Here is a 19,782-nt window from a genome sequence, read left to right as displayed (position 1 = left end):
GCAGTAACTGTGATCTGCAATGTTCGCTCCAACGTGGAAGAAATCCCGGAGCAACGAGTATGCAGACACAGAACAGTCAGGTATCCGCCGCACAAACGGCCAGCCCAGTCTTTGCAAGTCTGGCGCAAAACACCGGAAAGAAAGATCCGTCCAATAATAGTGACGGCGAAACTTTTCAGGATGTCATGGCGGATACATCCCGTTCAGAGACAACCAATCATTCATCTGTTGAGAAAACGTCGTCGGCTGACGTGGAGAATGATGTCGCCAAATTGGATGGGCCAACTGAAGACGATCTCGTCAGATGTTCGGGCAGATACGCCACCTGAAGAGCAAATAGATGGTCAGGATGTTCCAGACTTAGAAGATGCAGATACGCTTGTATTCAAGAATTCCCAAAAGGATACAGCGGATTTTCCGGGAGCCGTGGATGAAGGAATCCCAGCAGACAGATTGCCAACCAAGGCGAATGAGAGCGAGGCTTTGGCATCCAAAACAGAAGCGCTAACGAAACTAAAACAGGCCTCTGTGCCCGCTTGGTTTTCTGCGCCGAATGACGTCCAAATCCAAAATGGCATAACCTTTGGCGAAAACACGAAAATCAATGCTTCTGCACATGTAGCAGTTCAGGAGCAATTGAAACCCGCCGCACCTAACCAAGCCGCTGTCATGTTGGCGTCGTCCAATCTTACTGAGGCCGACACACCATCACGGCGCGGCAAAGAAGCGCCTGAGCTGGTTCAGAAAACCTTGACTGGTGACACCAAAAGCGCAGTCCAGGCAACTGTGACGGTGCCGGCCGCCAACAAAGCCCAGGACGTTCAGGCGCAAGCTCAAATGCTTGTGCATAGCACTAATGCGGGACCGTCGACCAAAGAAAATGAAATGCCAAGCCGAGTTGCCTCCCGCAAGGATGAGGCGATGCAGCTGGTCCAAAGCACATTCAAAACACAGCGGGCTCCGCAAACGATCCCTTCGAATGCCGCCATGACCGCCGTTTCCCAAAATCTGACAAAAGCCCTGGCCGCGTCTGAAGCAGCAAATGACAGTGGCAAGGTAAGATGGATGACAGACGTCAGCTTCACCGCGGACGTCGCCCCGCAAGACATTCCTCCAACATCGCGCGCGATGCAGACGACGCTGCTGCAACAACCCGATCTTCCCCGTCATGTCGCGATCCAATTGGCACATGCGATGCGTCAAGGTGGTGCGGAACGCCCAATGGAATTAGTCTTAAGCCCGGCTGAATTGGGACGTGTACGGATTTCGATGCATTCAACCGACGGCACCATGACGGTGCAGGTACTGGCCGAACGTTCCGAAACACTCGACCTTATGCGCAGGAACATCGATCTGTTGGCGCAAGAATTCCACGAAATGGGTTTTGGATCTGCTGAATTCAGCTTCGGGCAAAATTCAGCAAGTGATGAGGGGTCGCCCAACGACGATTCAAGTGGTGACGGTTCATTGGCATCATCCAATGTCGACGACACTGACAAGACGGATGCGCCTGTCACTTCCTCACCCATTAATCTCCAAACGGATCGTGTCGATCTCAGGCTTTAGAAAGGGCTTAAAATGGACGTAACGTCTGCCACTCAAAACCCATCTACAATTTCGCAAACCAACGGCAACACCGTGCCGCAACGCAATGCGATCAGTTCGGATTTTGAAACCTTCATCAAAATGTTGACCACGCAGATGGAGAACCAAGATCCCCTCAATCCAATCGAATCTGCTGATTTTGCGGTTCAATTGGCGACGTTCTCTACTGTTGAGCAGCAGGTCAAAACCAACGACCTCCTGACATCTTTAGGCGACCGGGTGGCCGGATTAGGTGTTGCTCAATTGTCGGGTTGGGTTGGTATGACCGCCAAGGCGCAAATGCCAGTGGCCTTCAATGGCGCGCCGGTCACCGTCTCGGTTGAAGCGGCAACACTGGCCGATAGTGCAGAATTGGTTGTGCGAAACGAAGCGGGCGACGTTGTTCAACGATTGTCAGCACCTGCAGAGAGCGGTGATTTGATCTGGGCCGGAGTGGACAGCACCGGAGCACCATTGCCGCCAGGCTCATATTCACTGTCACTTGAGTCTTATCTCGATGACGAGTTGCTATCCTCCAACCCTGTCGTGGCAAATGACCGGATCGTAGAGGCGCGCAATGAAGGGGGACGGACAATCCTTGTGATGGCAGGCGGTCAGGAAGTTCCGGCGGATAATGTGCTTGGTTTGCGCGAATCCGCTATCTAAGTGTTCTCACCTGAATTGGGTCTGGCCGGCTTGCCTCGGCCCGGCCTCTGGCGTAGCGTCCGGCGATTGTTCACTACTCCAAACAGGACAGCGCTGTGGCGCAAAATACGCATGACATTTTTAGCGAGTTAGTCGCCCCTCAGCTCGAGGCGCGTCGTCTCCTTTCATCAGGCGCCACGCACACTAAACTGCATGGTGGCCGTACCAACAGGCTTTGGCATGTTCACGGGCCAGCTGGCGATATTGTGGTTAAACTATTCGCCGAAAAACAAGAAAACCCCCTTTTCCCGAATGATCCCGCCAGCGAAGCCGTTGTTTTGCAGCACCTCTTCACGCATCACATCGCGCCTGAATTGATTGACCAGTTCGAGACATCTGCGGGTCACTGTCTGGTTTACCAACATCTGCATGGTTCACCTTGGCAACATGGTACCAAGCAGGTTGCAGCCCTGTTGCACCGTGTACATTGTTTCAGACCACCAGAAGATTTACGCAATGCACCGGACGGCTCGAATGACTTAGAGAGACAAACGAGAATTATCTTGGCCGCCTGTCCACCGGATCTGTCGCAATCACTTTTGTCTCTAAAACCCCAGCATCACGTCGCACCGTCGGATAAGGTCGCGTTGCTGCATGGCGATCCGGTACCTTCGAATATTTTACAGGGTCACGACGGTCTAAAACTGATCGACTGGCAATGCCCCGCCGTTGGTGATCCTTGCGAGGACATCGCAATTTTTCTGTCACCTGCCATGCAGCTTGGATACCGGGGCTCCGTTCTCAACGCGGATGAGGTTTCGGAATTCCTGACCGCTTATCCAGATGAAACAATACGGGGCCGTTACCGCGCTCTTGCCCCTTGGTATCACTGGCGCATGGCGGCCTATTGCCTTTGGAAACAAACCGCGGGTGTTCCGCGCGCGGCCGAAGCGTTAGCCCATGAAAAAGATGCGCTAATGAATGCGTAGGCAACACCGCACGCGTTACAGAAACCAGAACGCGGCAGCCGCCAGCCCACCACCTGCAATCAACCCCAAAGCGGCCCATGACAACCGCCCAATCCAGCTTTGTTGAACGGGTGGCTCTTGTGGTGACGACTGGCGGATCAATGCGTTTTCGACAATGACAGGTAACCGGGGGCCGTATCGCGACAAAACAGTCAAGGTTTTACCAAGATCCCGCAGCGCGGCGGCAGGCCCGATGCTTTCCTTGATGTAGTTTTCGACAACGGGTTTGGCGACCTTCCAGATATTGATCTCCGGATCCAGACTTCGCGCAACCCCTTCGACCACAACCATTGTCCTTTGCAAAAGGATCAATTCCGTCCGGGTCTCCATCCCAAATTTTTCTGTGACTTCAAACAAATAGCTCAGAAGGCTCCCCATCGAGATCGAACTGGCGTCCATTCCGAATATCGGTTCACCTACCGCGCGCAACGCCCTTGCAAACTCGTCGACATCCTGATCTGCAGGCACGTAACCCGCTTCAAAATGCACTTCCGCCACGCGGCGATAGTCGCGTTTGATGAACCCGTACAAGATTTCCGCATAAACCCGCCGTGTGTATTCATCAATATGGCCCATGATCCCAAAATCGTAGGCAATGATGTCGCCATTGGCGGCGACCTTCAGGTTACCTTGATGCATGTCCGCATGAAAATATCCATCGCGCAAGGCATGCGACAAAAAAAGCTGGAGAACCCGCTCGCCCAGAATGACCCGATTGTGACCGGCGGCATCCAACGCGTCGTTGTCACCCAAAGGCACACCATCGGCCCAGCCCAACGTCATTACGCGACGGCTGGATAGATGCCATTGCACACGCGGCAACTGAAACCCTTCATCATGTTCCGTGTTGGCTGCAAATTCAGACGCCGAGGAAGACTCCAATCGCAGGTCCAACTCACCCATCACAACGCCCTCAAAATGGGCGATCACGTCAGTGGGCCGCAATCGGCGTGACGCGGGAGACAACAGTTCAACCATCCGAGCTGCGAAATAGAACGCATCAATATCTTTGCGGAACGCTTTTTCGATCCCGGGGCGCAGCACCTTGATAGCAACATCATCGCCGGTCTCTCGAACCCGGGCTTTGTGGACTTGCGCGATGGATGCCGCAGCAACCGGTTCACTGAATTCTTCGAACAAAGCTTCAACAGGATGACCCAACTCGGAAGCAATACTGGCTTTGGCCGCTTCGGAGGAAAACGGGGGCAGTTTATCTTGCAGAACACGCAGTTCCATGGCGAGGTTTCCGCCCACCAAGTCCGGTCTCGTGCTCAAAATTTGCCCAAATTTTATGTATGCCGGTCCAAGCGCTGTGAGCGCGCGAGGTGCGGGCGGCACTTTCGGATCACCGCGATATCCCAGCCACTGGAACGGCCAAGCCAGAAAACGCATTGTTCCGCGTACAAGAGGTGGCGCATCCATCGCCTGCATCACCACGCCCATCGCACCGGTGCGCTCCAACGTAGCGCCCGTTCGAATGAGGCGCAGAATATTGTGCGGGCCTTTCATTCAGATTTTCCATCCGGAATGCAGGCACGCAATCCCCATTGTCAAATTGCGGAATTTTGCATTTTCAAATCCGGCATTCTGCACCATTGCCAAAAACGTTTCCTGATCGGGGAATTTGCGAATGGATTCCACGAGGTACTGATAGCTTTCACGATCCCCTGCAATCGCCTGCCCCATTCGGGGGATCACGTTGAAGGAATAGAGGTCATAGGCTTTCTGCATCAATTCGTTTGGGATCTGGCTGAATTCCAGAACCATCAATCGCCCACCGGGCCGCAACACGCGGTACGCTTCTGCAAGCGCGTCTGACGGTCGGGTTACGTTACGGATGCCAAAGCTGATCGTGTAGACATCGAAACTGTTATCTTCGAATGGCAGCGCCATTGCGTCGCCAACCACCCAATCAAGGCTTGCTCCCAATTGCTCGGCTTCGGCTCTTTTGCGGCCTTCGATCAGCATGGGCTCTGTCAGGTCAAGCACTGTGGCGTGTCCGTGGCCAGCACGTTTCAGAAACCGGAACGAAATGTCGCCCGTTCCACCCGCAACATCCAACAGTTTTTGCCCGGCGCGCGGTGCCAGCCAATCCATCATGGCATCTTTCCAAAGACGGTGGATACCCATGCTCATGGCATCATTCATGACATCATATTTGGACGCGACAGAGCCGAAAACGCCCTGTACTCGGCCTGCTTTTTCAGACTCTGGTACGGTTTCAAATCCGAAATGCGTGGTTTTCTCACTCATAGGTCTTGCCGTTCCTTGTTCCCGCCCTTCTTATAAGGCGCTACCGGACAGTGACAATGCGCCGTTTGGAAACAAAGGAAAGCCCAAAATGCCCGAATTGCCAGAGGTTGAGACGGTTCGCCGCGGGCTGGTCCCTGCCATGGAAGGCGATGTGATTGCCCAAGCCGACGTGAACCGGCCTGACCTGCGCTGGCCGTTTCCTGAAAATATGGCGCAACGGTTGGCTGGAAAACGCGTTTTACGCCTGCGCAGACGGTCGAAATACATTCTTGCGGATCTGAGCAGCGATGAAACACTTCTGATCCATCTTGGCATGTCTGGGCGAATGCTGATATCCGGCGATCCATTGGGGCAGTTTTTGCATGACCATCCTGCACCCGAAAAACATGATCATGTCGTGCTGCACATGGCCAATGGCGCTCGGATCACCTTCAATGACCCCCGTCGGTTTGGCGCGATGGACTTGATGGACACGCCGAATGCCGACACGCATCCTTTGTTGGCAAAACTGGGTCCCGAACCCCTTGGGAATGCCTTTCACGAGGCGTATTTTGTTGAGGCGCTGAAAGGCAAGAAAACCCCGATCAAATCGGCTCTTTTGGATCAGCGAATCGTTGCTGGATTGGGCAATATCTATGTGTGTGAAGCGCTCTACCGGGCGCGGATTTCGCCCAAAAGACGCGCCGGGCAGATATCTGCCACCCGGATTGCGCGCCTTGTCCCGATCATCAGGGACGTCATCGCCGAAGCGATCGAAGCTGGCGGATCAAGCCTGCGAGATTTTCGTCAAACCGATGGGGAATTGGGTTATTTTCAACATCGTTTCGATGTTTACGATCGCGAGGGTGAAGCTTGTCCAACCCCCGGTTGTACCGGGCAAATCAGCCGCATCACTCAATCCGGCAGGTCGTCGTTCTATTGCACCCTATGCCAAAGATAGGTTGAACCTGCCGCAAACGGTGTTAATACACCGGTCCTGACTGAAACAAGCGAAAGCAGATTTCATGGCCTTTGAGACGATCATCGTCGAACTGGAAGACCACGTCGCCCTCATCAAACTCAACCGACCCGATGCAATGAACGCATTGAACGACCAATTGCTTGGCGAATTGGTCACGGCGTTGAAAGAGGCGCAAGAAAACGAAAAAGTCCGCTGCATCGTGATCACCGGTTCGGAAAAGGCATTTGCCGCCGGGGCCGACATCAAGATGATGAGCGAAAAATCCTTTGTCGAAGTGTTCGGCGATGACCTCTTTGGCCCTGAAGCCGATGATATCATGCGGATTCGCAAGCCAATCATCGCTGCCGTGTCCGGTTATGCCCTGGGCGGCGGTTGCGAATTGGCGATGATGTGCGATTTCATCATCTGCTCGGACACAGCGAAATTCGGCCAGCCGGAAATTAATCTTGGCGTGATGGCCGGTCTGGGCGGCTCACAGCGTCTGACCCGCTTTATCGGCAAATCCAAAGCGATGGATATGAACCTGACGGGTCGTTTCATGGATGCCGAAGAGGCCGAACGTTCGGGTTTGGTCAGCCGCGTGGTACCTGCCAAGAAGCTCAAGGAAGAGGCGTTGTCAGCTGCCAACAAGATTGCCGAAAAGTCGATGATTACGACGATGGCCGTCAAAGAGGCGGTGAACCGATCTTACGAGATGACGCTGCGCGAAGGGCTTTTGTTCGAGCGCCGGGTTTTCCATTCGCTTTTTGCGACCGAAGACCAAAAGGAAGGCATGTCGGCCTTTGCCGAAAAACGCGAAGCGCAATTCCGCGACAGATAAAGACAAGAAGGGCCGCGCTTTGATCCTAGCACGGCCCAACAAACGCGTTTCGACCTGAAATTCAGCCTCAGAGTTGCTCCATGACGTCATCGCTGGCTTCAAAGTTGGCAGTGACACGCTGAACGTCGTCGTCATCCTCCAGCGCATCGATCAGCTTCATCAGCTTTTGCATGCCTTCGAGGTCCAGCTCGGTTGTGGTGGTCGGTTTCCAAACAAGACTGGTTTCTTCGCTTTCGCCCAGCTCGGCCTCAAGCGCAGTGCTCACATCGTTCAAATCCGTGTCAGCGCACCAGATGATATGGCCGTCATCCGATGATTCCACATCTTCGGCACCCGCCTCGATCGCTGCCATCATCACCGTATCAGCATCGCCAGCGGCGGCGGTGTAGGAAACCTCACCCTTGCGTTCGAACATGAAACCAACGCTGCCGGTTTCGCCAAGGTTCCCACCGTTCTTGGTGAAGGTAGATCGCACATTGCTGGCCGTACGGTTCAGATTGTCCGTCATTGCCTCAACAATCACGGCAACGCCACCCGGACCATAGCCTTCATACCGGATTTCCTTGTAATCCTCGCTATCGCCGGTCTGGGATTTCTTGATCGCGCGGTCGATATTGTCGTTGGGCATCGATTGCGACTTGGCGCTTTTGACGGCCAGACGCAGGCGCGGATTTTTGTCCGGGTCAGGGTCACCCATTTTCGCCGCAACAGTTATCTCCTTGGAAAGTTTGGAGAATAGCTTGGAGCGTGCCGCGTCCTGGCGCCCCTTGCGGTGTTGGATATTTGCCCATTTTGAGTGGCCGGCCATGCGGTGCCTCCGATCAGAAACTTTGGTTTTCGTCTCTATACGGCAGGCGCTGCCCCGCTCGCAAGCCGGTTGCTTTTGCACGTGGGATGCGCTTGGTTCGAACGATCAGGAAAGGCCTTACATGACGACCGACCAGATAATCCTTTTCAGCCTCTTTGGGCTTGTCTTCGCACTCCTGCTCTGGGGTCGCTACCGCTATGATCTTGTGGCCTTTTCGGCGCTGATGGTCGGCGTTGTATTGGGTGTTGTCGAAACCAAGGATGCGTTTTCCGGCTTTGGCCATCCGGCAACAATCGTTGTGGCACTGGTGCTGGTGGTATCGGCAGGCCTGGTGCGATCAGGTGCTGTTTTCCTGATCACGCGCACCTTGGTCGACAGCACGCGCGCCCTTGGGGCTCATATCGCGCTGATGGGTGCCATTGGCGGTGTCTTGTCGGCCTTCATGAACAACGTGGCTGCTCTGGCACTGTTGATGCCGGTGGATGTGCAAACCGCGCGCAAGGCAAAGCGTTCACCCGGCTTAAGCCTTATGCCGCTCAGTTTCGCTACGATCCTCGGGGGCATGGCGACCCTGATCGGCACGCCGCCCAACATCATCATCGCGTCATTCCGGGAAGATGCATTGGGTGAGCCTTTCCGCATGTTCGATTTCGCCCCTGTCGGGGGCCTTACAGCCATCGCGGGCCTAATTTTTGTGGCGCTGATCGGGTGGCGGTTGATTCCTAAACGCGAAGACGCAGGCATCAACGCATCCGAGTTGGCGCAATATATCGCTGAACTGACCATCCCGGAAAAATCGGACCATATCGGCAAACGGCTGAGTGAATTGGAGGACGCTGCCCAGAATGCGGATGTTGCGTTGCTGGGCCTCATTCGCGATGGCGCACGGCGCTATGGCACATCGCGCAATACGCCCCTCAAAGCGGGTGATACCTTGGTGCTTGAGGCAACGCCCGATGCGCTGGATGAATTCCGAGCAGCACTGTCTCTGGCCTTATCGGACAAGGAACGGGAAGAAAAACTCCGAGCCGATGGTGAAGGCTTGGACATTATCGAAATCGTTGTTCCGAACGAGGCACGCATTGCTGGGAAGACAGTGCAAAGCATCGGCCTGAACTGGCGGCATCGCACCGTGTTGATGGGGATTTCGCGGCAAGGCCGGAAAATTACCAAGCAGGTTCGCAAAACCATTATCCTGCCGGGTGATATCCTTTTGCTGTTAGTGCCTAAAGACACGGGCACAGTGGTAACGGATTGGCTGGGCTGCCTGCCACTGGCTGATCGTGGTTTGGCGGTGACGCAAGACAGCAAAACATGGCTGGCCATCAGCCTTTTTGCCGCGGCCGTTCTGGCGGCAAGTGTGGGACTGTTATATTTGCCGATCGCCTTGGGGTTGGTGGTCGTGGCCTATGTGCTGACGCGCATCATTCCCCTCAGCGAGCTTTATACGCATATCAACTGGCCAGTTGTGGTTCTATTGGGGTCAATGATCCCTTTGGGTGCAGCGCTGGAAAATTCCGGGGGCACCGAATTGATTGCGGGCAGCCTGATCAGCCTGACGGGCAATTTGCCGCCTTGGGCCATTCTCACCGTGTTGATGATCGTCACGATGAGCCTATCTGACGTGCTCAACAATACTGCGACCACCATTGTGGCCGCGCCTGTAGGCATCCAGATGGCGCAGACGCTTGGCGTTTCACCAGATCCGTTCCTTATGGCTGTGGCGGTGGCTGCATCTTCGGCCTTCCTCACGCCGATCGGGCATAAGAACAACACCCTGATCCTGGGACCGGGTGGATACAGTTTTGGTGACTATTGGCGCATGGGCCTGCCGTTGGAAGTTCTGGTAGTGGCGGTCTCTATCCCTGCCATTCTGGTGTTCTGGCCGCTCTGAAACACAGCCAGAACTCAGAAATCGAGGTTTTCGACGCTCAGAGCATTTTGTTGGATAAACTCGCGACGGGGTTCCACCACATCCCCCATCAGTTTGGTAAAGAGATCATCCGCCTCAGCCACGTCATCGACGCGCACCTGCAAGAGCGTGCGCGCGTCCGGATCAAGCGTGGTTTCCCATAGCTGGTCCGGGTTCATTTCACCCAAACCTTTGTAGCGTTGCAGGGTCAGGCCTTTCTCACCCTCGTTGAGAATCGCATCCAGCAGATCCAGCGGGCCGTGAATGACCTGTGAGCGGTCTTTGCGTACCAGTGATGCCGGCAGGCCGTAGACTTCACGCACGGAGGCTGACATTTGTCCCAGTTTGCGGGCCTCGCCCGAGCGAAGAACCTGACCGTCCAATGTGCGCACTTCTTCAACACCCCGCAAACTGCGGCTCAGGCGCATGCCCTTGTCCTGCGTCGGACGGCCGATCCAGCCGCGCTCGTATTCCAGCGCAATCTGGTCCAGCCGCGCAGCCACCGCGTCCGCAACTCCTTGCAGATCGGCATCCACTTTGCCCGAAACAAATGCCTCGGCAATCGCCGCCTGTTCCAGGATGTGGCGCGGATAGTGGGTTGGGAAGGCTTCCAGGATACGTTTGATCTGTCGCGCTTCTTCGACGACACGCACCAGATCCTGACCAACGATTTCTTCGCCCGACCCCAATCGTAACACGGCGTCCTCGGTCCCTTGCGAGATCAGATAATTTTCCATCTCGGCTTCGTCTTTCAGATAAACCTCAGACTTGCCCCGCATGACTTTGTAAAGCGGCGGCTGAGCGATATAGAGATATCCGCCGTCGATCAGTTCAGGCATCTGGCGATAGAAAAACGTCAAAAGAAGGGTCCGGATATGCGCGCCGTCCACGTCGGCGTCGGTCATGATGACGATCTTGTGGTAACGCAGCTTCGAGATATCAAACTCGTCCCGCCCGATCCCCGTGCCAAGCGCCATCACCATATTGCCGATTTCCTGGCTGCCCAGCATCCGGTCAAACCTGGCACGTTCGACATTCAGGATCTTACCTTTCAGAGGCAAAATTGCTTGCGTTGCTCTGTCACGTCCGGTTTGTGCAGACCCGCCGGCGCTGTCACCCTCGACTAGAAACAGTTCGGTATTTGCCGGGTTTTTGTCCGAGCAATCCTTGAGCTTGCTACTCAGGAAGTTCATATCCATCGGATTTTTGCGCCGGGTCAGGTCGCGGGCTTTTCGAGCGGCTTCCCGCGCCAGAGCCGCCTCAATGATCTTGCCAACAATCACCCGTGCCTCGTTCGGGTTTTCCTCGAAAAACTCCGAGAGTTTTTCATTCATCAATCCCTCAACCGCAGGGCGCACTTCAGAGCTGACCAACTTATCCTTGGTCTGGCTGCTGAATTTCGGGTCAGGAACTTTGACCGACAAAACACAGGTCAGCCCTTCCCGCGCATCATCACCTGTAAAGCTGACCTTTTCCTTCTTGGCGATCCCACTGGTCTGCGCATAGTTGTTGATCGTGCGGGTCAACGCCCCACGAAAGCCCGCCATATGGGTGCCGCCGTCGCGCTGTGGGATGTTGTTGGTAAAGGGCAGCACGGTCTCGTGGTAGCTATCGTTCCACCACATCGCGACCTCAACGCCGATATCGTCTTTTTCGCCGGTAATGAAAATCGGCTCGGGCATCATCGGTGATTTGTGGCGATCCAGATATTTGACGAATTCTTTGACGCCGCCATCGTAATGCAGCTCGGTTTCCAGTGCTTCGGCTGGACGCTCGTCGCGCAGAATGATGCGCACGCCGGAATTCAAAAACGCCAATTCGCGCAATCGTTTTTCCAGCGTTTCATATTGGTATTCAAGGTTGGAAAACGTCTTCGTCGAGGCCAGAAACCGAACTTCCGTCCCCTTACGGTCGCCTGCATCACCGACGACTTTCAAGTGATCAACGGTGTCGCCACCCTCGAACCGAGCCACATGTTCTTTGCCGTTGCGCCAGATGCGCAGTTCCAGCCAATCCGATAGGGCATTCACCACCGAAACACCCACGCCGTGCAAGCCGCCAGACACCTTGTAGGAATTGCTGTCAAACTTACCGCCAGCATGAAGCTGGGTCATGATGACTTCGGCGGCTGACACGCCTTCTTCTTCGTGGGTTTCGACGGGAATACCGCGGCCATTATCGCTGACGGAAACGCTGGAATCGGCGTGAATTGTTACAGTTACGCGGTCCGCATGACCGGCCAAAGCCTCGTCAATGCCGTTATCGACAACCTCATAGACCATATGATGCAAGCCGCTGCCATCATCGGTGTCACCGATATACATGCCAGGGCGTTTGCGGACAGCTTCTAAGCCTTTGAGAACCTTGATAGAATCGGCGCCATATTCTTCTGGCGACACGGCGGGTTCGGACATGCGAATTTCCCTTAGTAATTTTACCATTTTATACGATTTTCTGGGGGGATTGTCACGCGCAGACCACAATATTTTGTGGTTTCCGTTGCATTAGGGACAACGCAGGTTCAGCGTGGATTGTGATGATCCGCGTTGCGTTTGGTGTCAATCTGAGCCCAACGTATCCAAAGCCGGAAAGGGAGCGTCCAGATGTGTTCGCCAAGAATTACGACAGGCATAATCGCGGGCGTGTTTTCCGCGTTTGCGGCCCTTCCGGGTTGGGCGGCGGATGTGGGCAAGATCTCTGGTCAGGCCATTGCCGACTTGCTGACCGATAAGACGGCAATCGGCGACTGGAACGACGGTGTCTATCGCCAGTATTTCGCCGCAGACGGCACGACATACTATGCCCCTAAGGGGAAACGCTCAGCCCGCGGCAAGTGGCGCATCAGCGATGACGGGTCCGCCTACGAAAGCTGGTGGAGCGGCGGCGAGAGCAATTGGGAGGCCTATGGCATTCGCCGACAAGGACCAGGTCACATTTGGGTTGCGCCTGATGGAACAACCTATCCCTTCATGTTGCTTGAGGGTCAACAGTTGGTCTGGCCTGAATGACCGTATCGACACTAAGCACTTTGGTCAGGTGGATGTGGCAACGGAAGAGGTACCATCTGCATCCGTCACTTCGATATACTGTGCCCGCCCCCTAACTCGGAAAACAATTCTCGGCCTGTACCCGTCATCCAAGCCTGAGCACCCAGTCCGCAAATCTCATCATAAAGTGCCGCCCGGCGACTGGCATCCAGATGAGCGGCCACCTCATCCAGAAGCAGCAGAGGTGGCGCGCCAAACTCTACTGCCAATGCACGGGCGTTGGCGAGGATGAGTGAGACCAGCAGCGCCTTTTGTTCACCCGTGGAACAATCGCGCGCGGGCACGCCCTTGGCGGCATAGACACCGTAAAGATCGGCCCGGTGCGGCCCCACAAGCGTCCGTCCGGCAGCCAGATCGCGAAAACGGCTTTCACTGAGGGCATCGCGCAGATCGGACTCGGTCATGGGCATTTCACCCTCGGTTTGGGTCAATTCCAGCTCGGCCGTAGGAAAAGCCGTTTCTGCCTGTCTCTGCGCGTCTGCGATCTGCGACAGGGCCGCCAGACGGTTCTGGTGAATTTCCACCCCAGCTTCTGCCATCTGCCGCTCGACGGCAACATACCAATGCCCGTCGCGCACCTGATCTTTCAGCAACCGGTTCCGCTCCCTCATGGCCTTTTCATAGGCCAATGACACTTCGGCATGGGCCGGAAAGAAGCTGAGGGTCATGCGGTCCAGAAATCGTCTGCGCCCTTCTGCCCCCTCGATCCAGAGACGGTCCATGGCCGGGATCAACCACAATACGCGGGCAATGCGCCCCAGAGAAATCTGTGCGGTGGCCTTTTCGTCGATGCGGCTTTGACGGGCGGCGCCCTGCTCGGACCAGAGTTCCACTTCGTGCACCTGATTCAACGCGTGCAGGACGCCCTTTAGTTTCCAGCCCAACGCCTCAGGCCGACGGGTCATATCAAGTGCGGACGCCCGGCGCAGCCCCCGCCCCGGCGAGAAAAGCGATACGGCCTCGATGATATTGGTCTTACCCGCACCGTTGGGCCCAAAAATAGCAATGGGACGCGCATCCAGATCCAACGCCGCCGATTTATGCGAGCGGAAATGCGACAGCGTCAGAGAAGAGAGATAGAGCCCCATAGCACCGAATTAGCCTGAAGAGAGGGTCGCTTACCAGAGACAATAACCGGCATAATTCGCGTGCCGCCTGCGACAGCCGCCGGGAAAGGATCCGTGGGTATCCGGTGGAACGGGACATGGCGAAAACGAAAAAGGCGCTGCAGCTTACCTTGAAGTGGTTTGCTGCAACGCCAGTTCTTACGGCCGGAACTTTGGACTTGTGTGCGATCTATTTGGGGATGGGACACAGCAACGAAGTCTAACAAAGGCCAAAATACTTGTTACCCCCAGTACGCCGAAAACAATCAGCGTGCATATCACTCGATACTTCACCATTGTTCTCGGGAACCTGATCCAAGTAAATACGCGTGATTGCCTATATGATCTGACAAGCGTGTCAGACGTGAAACTGCCTCGAATTTTGCGCTATAAAGTCGGCCCTATTAAGGACGTCAGCCGGTTTGCCTCATACCCGCATCGGCATGACAACATAGACGGCACTTGTGTCGTTGCCCTCACGCATCAGCGTCGGATCTCCGGCCGAGTTGAACAGGAAAACCGCGTTTTCGCGATCAACTTGACTGGCAATTTCGAGGAGGTATTTGGCATTGAAGCCGATCTCGAGCCGCTCATCGCCGTAAGCAACGGCCAATTCTTCTTCTGCGGCGCCGCTATCAGGCGCGTTGACAGACAAAACCAACCGGTCTTCGTCGAGCGCAAGTTTGACAGCACGTGAGCGTTCGGAACTGACGGTCGCCACACGGTCAACGGCCTGCGCGAACTCGGCGGCATCAACTTCCATCTTGCGCGTATTCCCCTGCGGAATGACGCGTGTGTAATCCGGGAAAGTCCCGTCGATAACCTTGGAGGTCAGCGTGATATCCGGTGTTGCAAACCGCACCTTGGTTTCAGAAACCGAGACGGCAATTTTCATGTCGTCGTCTTCCAGCAACTTACGTAATTCACCGACAGTTTTGCGCGGCACAATCACGCCGGGCATGTCCGCAGCACCGTCTGGCAGATCAGCATCGATGCGCGCCAAACGGTGGCCATCTGTGGCCACGCAACGCAGCATCTTACCGCCTTCGGCATCCGACACATGCATGTAGACGCCATTCAGGTAATATCTTGTTTCTTCAGTTGAAATTGCAAATTTCGACTTGTCGAAGAGCCGCCGTAGATCGGGGGCTTTGGCCGAAAAATTGCAGGCGTATTCCGAAGACGCCATCACCGGGAAGTCTTCCTTCGGCAGGGTTGCCAGATTGAAGTTTGAGCGCCCGGCCTCAACCGTCAATCGACCGGAGGTACCATCGTCGCTCAGCGTGACCAACGCACCATCAGGAAGCTTGCGTACGATTTCATGCAAGGTGACGGCAGAGACGGTGGTTGCCCCTGCCCGCTCGACCTGCGCGGGGGCCTTGTCGACCACCTCGATATCGAGGTCGGTGGCGCGGAAGTTTACGTCACTGCCTTCTGCTTCGATCAAAACATTTGCCAGGATAGGGATCGTGTTGCGACGCTCGACAACGGATTGCGCCTGAGAAACGGCCTTGAGCAACGTGCCGCGTTCGATGCTGAGTTTCATACCCTCGCTCCCTGTCCAGGTGCCGGTTCGATGCCGGAAGAGCAAGGTACCACCTTCCCCCTTCGGCTCAAGCCTTTTATTGCGTTTTCCGCTGTATTCCCCGGAGGGTCAAGGGCACCCTGCCCAAAGCGTTGCTTGGACAGGGAAACCGTTGTGAAAAGGACTCAGCTTTCCAGTGTGCGCCGCAGTAATTCGAGGTCTTCGGCGATTTGCCCATCCTGAGCGCGTAGCTCCTCGATGCGTTTGACCCCGTGCATCACGGTGGTGTGGTCGCGCCCGCCAAAGCACCGGCCGATTTCTGGAAGCGAACGGCTGGTCATCTGCTTACAGAGATACATCGCCACCTGACGTGGACGGGCAAAGTTGCGCACGCGTTTGGGGCCGATCATGTCGCTGAGGCGTATATTGTAGTGATCCGAAACCTTGCGTTGGATCTCTTCGATCGAAATCTTGCGCTCGGAGGCGCGCAGCACATCAGCCAGACAGTCCTGTGTGAGTTCCAGCGTGATCTGATGACCAACCAGCGATGCAAACGCATAGAGCCGGGTCATCGCGCCTTCGAGGACGCGCACATTGGTGCTGATCCGGTGCGCCAAAAACTCCAATACACCTTGGTTCATGTGTAGGTTTGGATACTGCGCGCCAAAAAGCTCGGCCTTGGATTGCAAAATGCCAAGGCGCAGTTCGTAATCCGTTGGGTGCAGGTCCACAACCAGCCCACACTGCAAACGCGACTTGATCCGGTTTTCCAGGTTCTCGATCTCACCGGGTGCGCGATCAGCAGAAATGATGATTTGCTTGTTCTGATCCACCAAGGCATTGAAAGTGTGGAAAAATTCCTCTTGCGTGCTGTCTTTACCCGCGATGAATTGCACGTCATCGACCATCAGCACATCGACCGAGCGGAAGACCTGTTTGAAATCCATCATCTTGCGATCCCGCAAGGCCTGAACAAACCGGTACATGAATTGCTCCGCCGACAGATAGACGACATTCAAGTCGGGGCGGCGGGCCTGAAGCTCCCAGGCGATGGCGTGCATCAGGTGGGTTTTACCAAGGCCCACGCCGCCGTACAGAAAGAGCGGGTTGAAGGTGACAGGGCCCCCTTCAGCCACGCGCTTGGCCGCGGCGTGGGCGAGTTCGTTGGGTTTGCCAACCACGAACGTATCAAAGGTAAACCGGTCATCGAGAGGTGCCGCAGGCATAAACCCGTCGACGGATGTTGCCGGTACGTGCTGTGTCGTGCGCGCCGGTGCCGTTGGTTTCGAGACGGAGTTTGCGGCGGCGCGGAATTTAATGCGGCGAATGGACGGCGACAGCGTGTTCATCTGATAGAGGATCAGATCGCCGAAATTGTGCGACACATAGTTTCCCAGAAAACTTGTCGGCACCGTGAAAGTCGCCACGCCGTCGGTGACATTTTCCAGTTCAAGCGGCTCGATCCAATTCTTGTAGTTATTTGTCCCGACCGATTTCAGTAATTCTTTTTTGAGTTCGCCCCATTGGTCTTGTGTCATACTTCCCCGCCTCAAACGCGTTTACCTGTCAGTTTTGCGCAGGTACTCCCCGACCTCCGCCGCTCCACGATTCCGCTGGACAAGTTCGACACAGACCTTTCCTGTCCAATTGCCCGCAGCAACCGGTGGAAAGCCCATGGATCGGACTTAAAATGCACCAGACGACCATCACAATTGGTGTGTTCTGCATTTACAAAATGCAGCCTTGCACGAATGTTCTGTGTCGCGGCACAAACCTGTAAGACATGGCCGGGGAAACCCCCGTTCAAATCCGCCAATCCTATCCCCATAGGATGGTCCGGATTCGCTAGCAGCCTGTCCCCCCAAGCGTGAATCGCCTGTCGAAACTAGCAAGCTCATACGCAGTCCGGCAACTACTCTTCTTTCTTGACAACGCGTTTCAGCAAAAAGAATCTGTTGCTTTGTATTTAAGGCCGGAAGTTAAGAAAGGCGCTGGATGATACAGCGCCTTTTTTGTTCAATACCTTAGCGGGCCTTGTTCAGCCTAAGGCCTTCACACGTGCCGAGAGGCGAGAAATTTTGCGCGATGCCGTGTTCTTGTGGAAGACGCCCTTTGTGACGCCACGCATAAGCTCGGGTTGAGCGGCTCGTAGCGCAGACAGTGCGGCATCTTTGTCACCAGAAGCGATTGCCTCTTCAACTTTACGCAAGTGTGTACGAATGCGCGACCGGCGCGCTTTGTTGACCGCAAAACGCTTTTCGTTCTGACGTGCCCGTTTTTTTGACTGTGCCGTGTTGGCCATGTGAATCTAACCCTTGATCTGGTTCAGTGTCTGTTGCGATGCGTGTGCGATACCCCGAACCGGGCCCCGATCTCTCGGGATTGATTCTTGCCTAAGCGGGCATCACGCGCATGTATCGGGCGGTCTATAGGCATATTTGCTGCAGTTGCCAACCCAAAACAGGTCGTCCGCAAACCATGTCTGAACACCTCCTGCCACAGCGGTGACGTCTTGGCGACAGATTGGCCCTGCAAATCCCACTTTCCTTGCGTCCGGGACTGGGGCAGTCTGAGACCATGAAATCCCACGATCTTGTTCTCACCCCAACCGGTCTGCGCTTTCTGGGTCGCCGATTTCCCTGCACGATCGGCCGCGGTGGCATTCGAAGTGACAAACGTGAAGGGGATCAGGGGACGCCAGAAGGCGTGCACCATATTGTCGGCATGCTCTACCGGCCGGATCGCATGGCGCGCCCCGTGGGATGGGCACTCCCCATTAAACCGCGGGATTTGTGGTCAGATGATGTAGGTCATGAAGACTATAATCTGATGGTCAGGGCTCCTTATCCTTATAGTCATGAGGTTTTGCGCCGAGCGGACCCCTTGTACGATTTGATCATCGTGACCGATTGGAACTGGCCCAAATCAGTGCCGGGGCGGGGATCCTGTATCTTTATTCATCAATGGCGACGACCTGGGTTTCCGACAGAAGGCTGCGTCGCATTTCGCCGGGCAGATCTGCGCTGGATTGCACGGCGGCTGACCCCGGAAAGCCGCCTGATCATCTGCAAACGGTGATCGGTGAGCGCGTTACGGTTTTTGAATCGTTGGGCCAACCGATCTGCCAATGCCTGCACCCGCCGGGGCTGGGCACGGCTGGGCGGAAACAGCATCTGAAATGGTAATGCAGGTTGCGCAAATCGCGGCAAAAGCTCAATCAGACGCCCAGCTTTGATATCCGTTGCCACGTCCAGCTCTGATTTCAGGGCGATGCCATCGCCTGCCAAAACCCATTGCCGCACCAGAGCACCATCGTTTGCAACCCTGTCGCCACTGACCGTGATCACTTGCTTCGTCGCATCGGGTCCGAATGTCCAAACATTGTCCAATGTCGTGCCAAACCGCATGACAAGGCAATTGTGATCCAGCAAATCAACAGGTGCCGCAGGTGCCTTATGGCGGCTGAGATAGGACGGAGCCGCGCAAAGCAAGCGGCGGCGATGTTCCAGCGGGCGGACCCGCAGACTGCTGTCGGTAATAACCCCTAGGCGCAACGCAATATCGATACCCTGTCCTACAATGTCCACATAGCCATCGGACAAATGCAGATCGATAGAGATCGACGGATGATCCCGAAGGAAGAGGGCGACCTCATCAGAGACAACCGTGCGGCCAATATCACTTGGGGCGCTCATGCGGATCGGTCCAGATAGCGTCTCTGCGCCATGGCGTATGCGAGCATCCAGATCGGCGACTTCATCCAACACATGACGCGCCCCATCCAGCAATTGTCGTCCCTCTTCGGTCAAGCTTATTGCCCGTGTCGTGCGATTGAGCAGAACAACACCAAAATGTGCCTCAAGCGCTGAAAGACGCTCGGAGACAGTGGTTGAGGAAAGACCCACTTCGCGCCCGGCGGCGGCCAGGCTTCCTTTCTCCACGATGACATTGAATAGCGCCAAATTGTCAAGCAGCATTATACGGTAAATCCGGATTATGATTCCGTATCATGCCCGTTTATCCGACCAAAGCAAGCAGCTATCTATGGTGTAATCGCGCGTGCAGGAGGCCGTTTGATGCAAAAGCTGACAAT

General features: G+C 55.3%; 17 protein-coding genes and 1 pseudogene. 9 read left to right on the top strand and 9 right to left on the bottom strand.

Annotation, left to right across the window (positions count from 1 at the left end; genetic code table 11):
• The first annotated feature begins 59 nt into the window (after positions 1-59).
• The 4 genes from ACZ1HJ_RS06400 to ACZ1HJ_RS06385 all read left to right on the top strand — a co-directional run bounded on the left by ACZ1HJ_RS06400 (position 60) and on the right by ACZ1HJ_RS06385 (position 3,218).
• Entirely contained in the window at positions 60-329 is a 270-nt protein-coding gene (locus ACZ1HJ_RS06400) for a hypothetical protein (RefSeq protein WP_472721481.1), read from the top strand.
• A complete protein-coding gene (locus ACZ1HJ_RS06395) occupies positions 277-1,566 on the top strand; it encodes a flagellar hook-length control protein FliK (RefSeq protein WP_472721480.1) in 1,290 nt (429 codons plus the stop codon). The genes ACZ1HJ_RS06400 and ACZ1HJ_RS06395 overlap by 53 nt, the downstream gene beginning before the upstream one ends.
• Before the next feature lie 12 nt (positions 1,567-1,578).
• Complete coding sequence (locus tag ACZ1HJ_RS06390; RefSeq protein WP_472721479.1) at positions 1,579-2,250, top strand: flagellar hook capping FlgD N-terminal domain-containing protein; 672 nt, start codon at positions 1,579-1,581, stop codon at positions 2,248-2,250.
• A 95-nt stretch (positions 2,251-2,345) separates the two neighbouring features.
• A complete protein-coding gene (locus ACZ1HJ_RS06385; RefSeq protein WP_472721478.1) occupies positions 2,346-3,218 on the top strand; it encodes a phosphotransferase in 873 nt (290 codons plus the stop codon).
• A 15-nt stretch (positions 3,219-3,233) separates the two neighbouring features.
• Here the strand turns inward: ACZ1HJ_RS06385 and ubiB are convergent, their stop codons facing one another.
• Positions 3,234-4,766, bottom strand: a complete 1,533-nt coding sequence (ubiB, locus tag ACZ1HJ_RS06380) for a 2-polyprenylphenol 6-hydroxylase (RefSeq protein WP_472721477.1) — start codon at positions 4,764-4,766, stop codon at positions 3,234-3,236.
• Positions 4,767-5,510 carry a bifunctional demethylmenaquinone methyltransferase/2-methoxy-6-polyprenyl-1,4-benzoquinol methylase UbiE gene (ubiE, locus tag ACZ1HJ_RS06375; protein WP_472721476.1) on the bottom strand — a complete coding sequence of 248 codons (744 nt, stop codon included), beginning with the start codon at positions 5,508-5,510 and terminating at the stop codon, positions 4,767-4,769.
• A gap of 88 nt (positions 5,511-5,598) precedes the next feature.
• On the opposite strand from ubiE, the gene mutM reads away from it, so the two are divergent.
• Both mutM and ACZ1HJ_RS06365 read left to right on the top strand, forming a co-directional pair.
• Positions 5,599-6,450 carry a bifunctional DNA-formamidopyrimidine glycosylase/DNA-(apurinic or apyrimidinic site) lyase gene (gene mutM, locus ACZ1HJ_RS06370; RefSeq protein ID WP_472721475.1) on the top strand — a complete coding sequence of 284 codons (852 nt, stop codon included), beginning with the start codon at positions 5,599-5,601 and terminating at the stop codon, positions 6,448-6,450.
• Between the two features lie 64 nt (positions 6,451-6,514).
• Positions 6,515-7,291, top strand: a complete 777-nt coding sequence (locus ACZ1HJ_RS06365) for an enoyl-CoA hydratase (RefSeq protein ID WP_472721474.1) — start codon at positions 6,515-6,517, stop codon at positions 7,289-7,291.
• A 67-nt stretch (positions 7,292-7,358) separates the two neighbouring features.
• On the opposite strand, the gene ACZ1HJ_RS06360 is transcribed toward ACZ1HJ_RS06365, so the two are convergent.
• Positions 7,359-8,099 (bottom strand): YebC/PmpR family DNA-binding transcriptional regulator, encoded by a 741-nt coding sequence (locus ACZ1HJ_RS06360; RefSeq protein WP_472721473.1) that lies wholly within the window; start codon positions 8,097-8,099, stop codon positions 7,359-7,361.
• A 121-nt stretch (positions 8,100-8,220) separates the two neighbouring features.
• Between ACZ1HJ_RS06360 and ACZ1HJ_RS06355 the strand changes: the two genes are divergently transcribed.
• A complete protein-coding gene (locus ACZ1HJ_RS06355; RefSeq protein ID WP_472721472.1) occupies positions 8,221-9,993 on the top strand; it encodes an SLC13 family permease in 1,773 nt (590 codons plus the stop codon).
• 14 nt (positions 9,994-10,007) lie between these two features.
• On the opposite strand, the gene gyrB is transcribed toward ACZ1HJ_RS06355, so the two are convergent.
• On the bottom strand, positions 10,008-12,425 hold the full coding sequence (gene gyrB / locus ACZ1HJ_RS06350) for a DNA topoisomerase (ATP-hydrolyzing) subunit B (RefSeq protein WP_472721471.1): 2,418 nt from the start codon (positions 12,423-12,425) through the stop codon (positions 10,008-10,010).
• A 189-nt stretch (positions 12,426-12,614) separates the two neighbouring features.
• Between gyrB and ACZ1HJ_RS06345 the strand changes: the two genes are divergently transcribed.
• Entirely contained in the window at positions 12,615-13,019 is a 405-nt protein-coding gene (locus tag ACZ1HJ_RS06345) for a hypothetical protein (RefSeq protein ID WP_472721470.1), read from the top strand.
• 24 nt (positions 13,020-13,043) lie between these two features.
• Here ACZ1HJ_RS06345 and recF read toward each other — a convergent pair.
• From recF to rpsT, 4 genes and pseudogenes are all read right to left on the bottom strand, one after another.
• Positions 13,044-14,146, bottom strand: a pseudogene (gene recF / locus ACZ1HJ_RS06340) (DNA replication/repair protein RecF).
• A gap of 445 nt (positions 14,147-14,591) precedes the next feature.
• Entirely contained in the window at positions 14,592-15,710 is a 1,119-nt protein-coding gene (dnaN, locus tag ACZ1HJ_RS06335) for a DNA polymerase III subunit beta (protein ID WP_472721469.1), read from the bottom strand.
• A gap of 164 nt (positions 15,711-15,874) precedes the next feature.
• Complete coding sequence (gene dnaA, locus ACZ1HJ_RS06330; RefSeq protein ID WP_472721468.1) at positions 15,875-17,227, bottom strand: chromosomal replication initiator protein DnaA; 1,353 nt, start codon at positions 17,225-17,227, stop codon at positions 15,875-15,877.
• Positions 17,228-17,727: 500 nt separating this feature from the next.
• Positions 17,728-17,991, bottom strand: a complete 264-nt coding sequence (rpsT, locus tag ACZ1HJ_RS06325) for a 30S ribosomal protein S20 (protein WP_472721467.1) — start codon at positions 17,989-17,991, stop codon at positions 17,728-17,730.
• A 275-nt stretch (positions 17,992-18,266) separates the two neighbouring features.
• On the opposite strand from rpsT, the gene ACZ1HJ_RS06320 reads away from it, so the two are divergent.
• Complete coding sequence (locus tag ACZ1HJ_RS06320) at positions 18,267-18,767, top strand: L,D-transpeptidase family protein (RefSeq protein WP_472721466.1); 501 nt, start codon at positions 18,267-18,269, stop codon at positions 18,765-18,767.
• Here ACZ1HJ_RS06320 and ACZ1HJ_RS06315 read toward each other — a convergent pair.
• Complete coding sequence (locus tag ACZ1HJ_RS06315) at positions 18,650-19,666, bottom strand: LysR family transcriptional regulator (RefSeq protein ID WP_472721465.1); 1,017 nt, start codon at positions 19,664-19,666, stop codon at positions 18,650-18,652. The genes ACZ1HJ_RS06320 and ACZ1HJ_RS06315 overlap by 118 nt on opposite strands.
• Between the last annotated feature and the right edge of the window lie 116 nt (positions 19,667-19,782).

The organism is Roseovarius sp. JB2-10 (genome assembly GCF_055693585.1).
This window is presented reverse-complemented; position numbering and strand designations above follow the sequence as displayed.

What these genes read in the sequence shown, in the direction of transcription:
- mutM (WP_472721475.1), top strand. Translation starts at nt 5,599, where the DNA reads ATGCCCGAATTGCCAGAGGTTGAGACGGTTCGCCGCGGGCTGGTCCCT.
- ACZ1HJ_RS06360 (WP_472721473.1), bottom strand. Translation starts at nt 8,099, where the DNA reads ATGGCCGGCCACTCAAAATGGGCAAATATCCAACACCGCAAGGGGCGC.
- ACZ1HJ_RS06365 (WP_472721474.1), top strand. Translation starts at nt 6,515, where the DNA reads ATGGCCTTTGAGACGATCATCGTCGAACTGGAAGACCACGTCGCCCTC.
- dnaA (WP_472721468.1), bottom strand. Translation starts at nt 17,227, where the DNA reads ATGACACAAGACCAATGGGGCGAACTCAAAAAAGAATTACTGAAATCG.
- gyrB (WP_472721471.1), bottom strand. Translation starts at nt 12,425, where the DNA reads ATGTCCGAACCCGCCGTGTCGCCAGAAGAATATGGCGCCGATTCTATC.
- ubiE (WP_472721476.1), bottom strand. Translation starts at nt 5,510, where the DNA reads ATGAGTGAGAAAACCACGCATTTCGGATTTGAAACCGTACCAGAGTCT.
- ACZ1HJ_RS06320 (WP_472721466.1), top strand. Translation starts at nt 18,267, where the DNA reads ATGAAATCCCACGATCTTGTTCTCACCCCAACCGGTCTGCGCTTTCTG.
- ACZ1HJ_RS06400 (WP_472721481.1), top strand. Translation starts at nt 60, where the DNA reads ATGCAGACACAGAACAGTCAGGTATCCGCCGCACAAACGGCCAGCCCA.
- ACZ1HJ_RS06355 (WP_472721472.1), top strand. Translation starts at nt 8,221, where the DNA reads ATGACGACCGACCAGATAATCCTTTTCAGCCTCTTTGGGCTTGTCTTC.
- ubiB (WP_472721477.1), bottom strand. Translation starts at nt 4,766, where the DNA reads ATGAAAGGCCCGCACAATATTCTGCGCCTCATTCGAACGGGCGCTACG.
- ACZ1HJ_RS06315 (WP_472721465.1), bottom strand. Translation starts at nt 19,666, where the DNA reads ATGCTGCTTGACAATTTGGCGCTATTCAATGTCATCGTGGAGAAAGGA.
- ACZ1HJ_RS06345 (WP_472721470.1), top strand. Translation starts at nt 12,615, where the DNA reads ATGTGTTCGCCAAGAATTACGACAGGCATAATCGCGGGCGTGTTTTCC.
- ACZ1HJ_RS06390 (WP_472721479.1), top strand. Translation starts at nt 1,579, where the DNA reads ATGGACGTAACGTCTGCCACTCAAAACCCATCTACAATTTCGCAAACC.
- rpsT (WP_472721467.1), bottom strand. Translation starts at nt 17,991, where the DNA reads ATGGCCAACACGGCACAGTCAAAAAAACGGGCACGTCAGAACGAAAAG.
- dnaN (WP_472721469.1), bottom strand. Translation starts at nt 15,710, where the DNA reads ATGAAACTCAGCATCGAACGCGGCACGTTGCTCAAGGCCGTTTCTCAG.
- ACZ1HJ_RS06395 (WP_472721480.1), top strand. Translation starts at nt 277, where the DNA reads ATGGGCCAACTGAAGACGATCTCGTCAGATGTTCGGGCAGATACGCCA.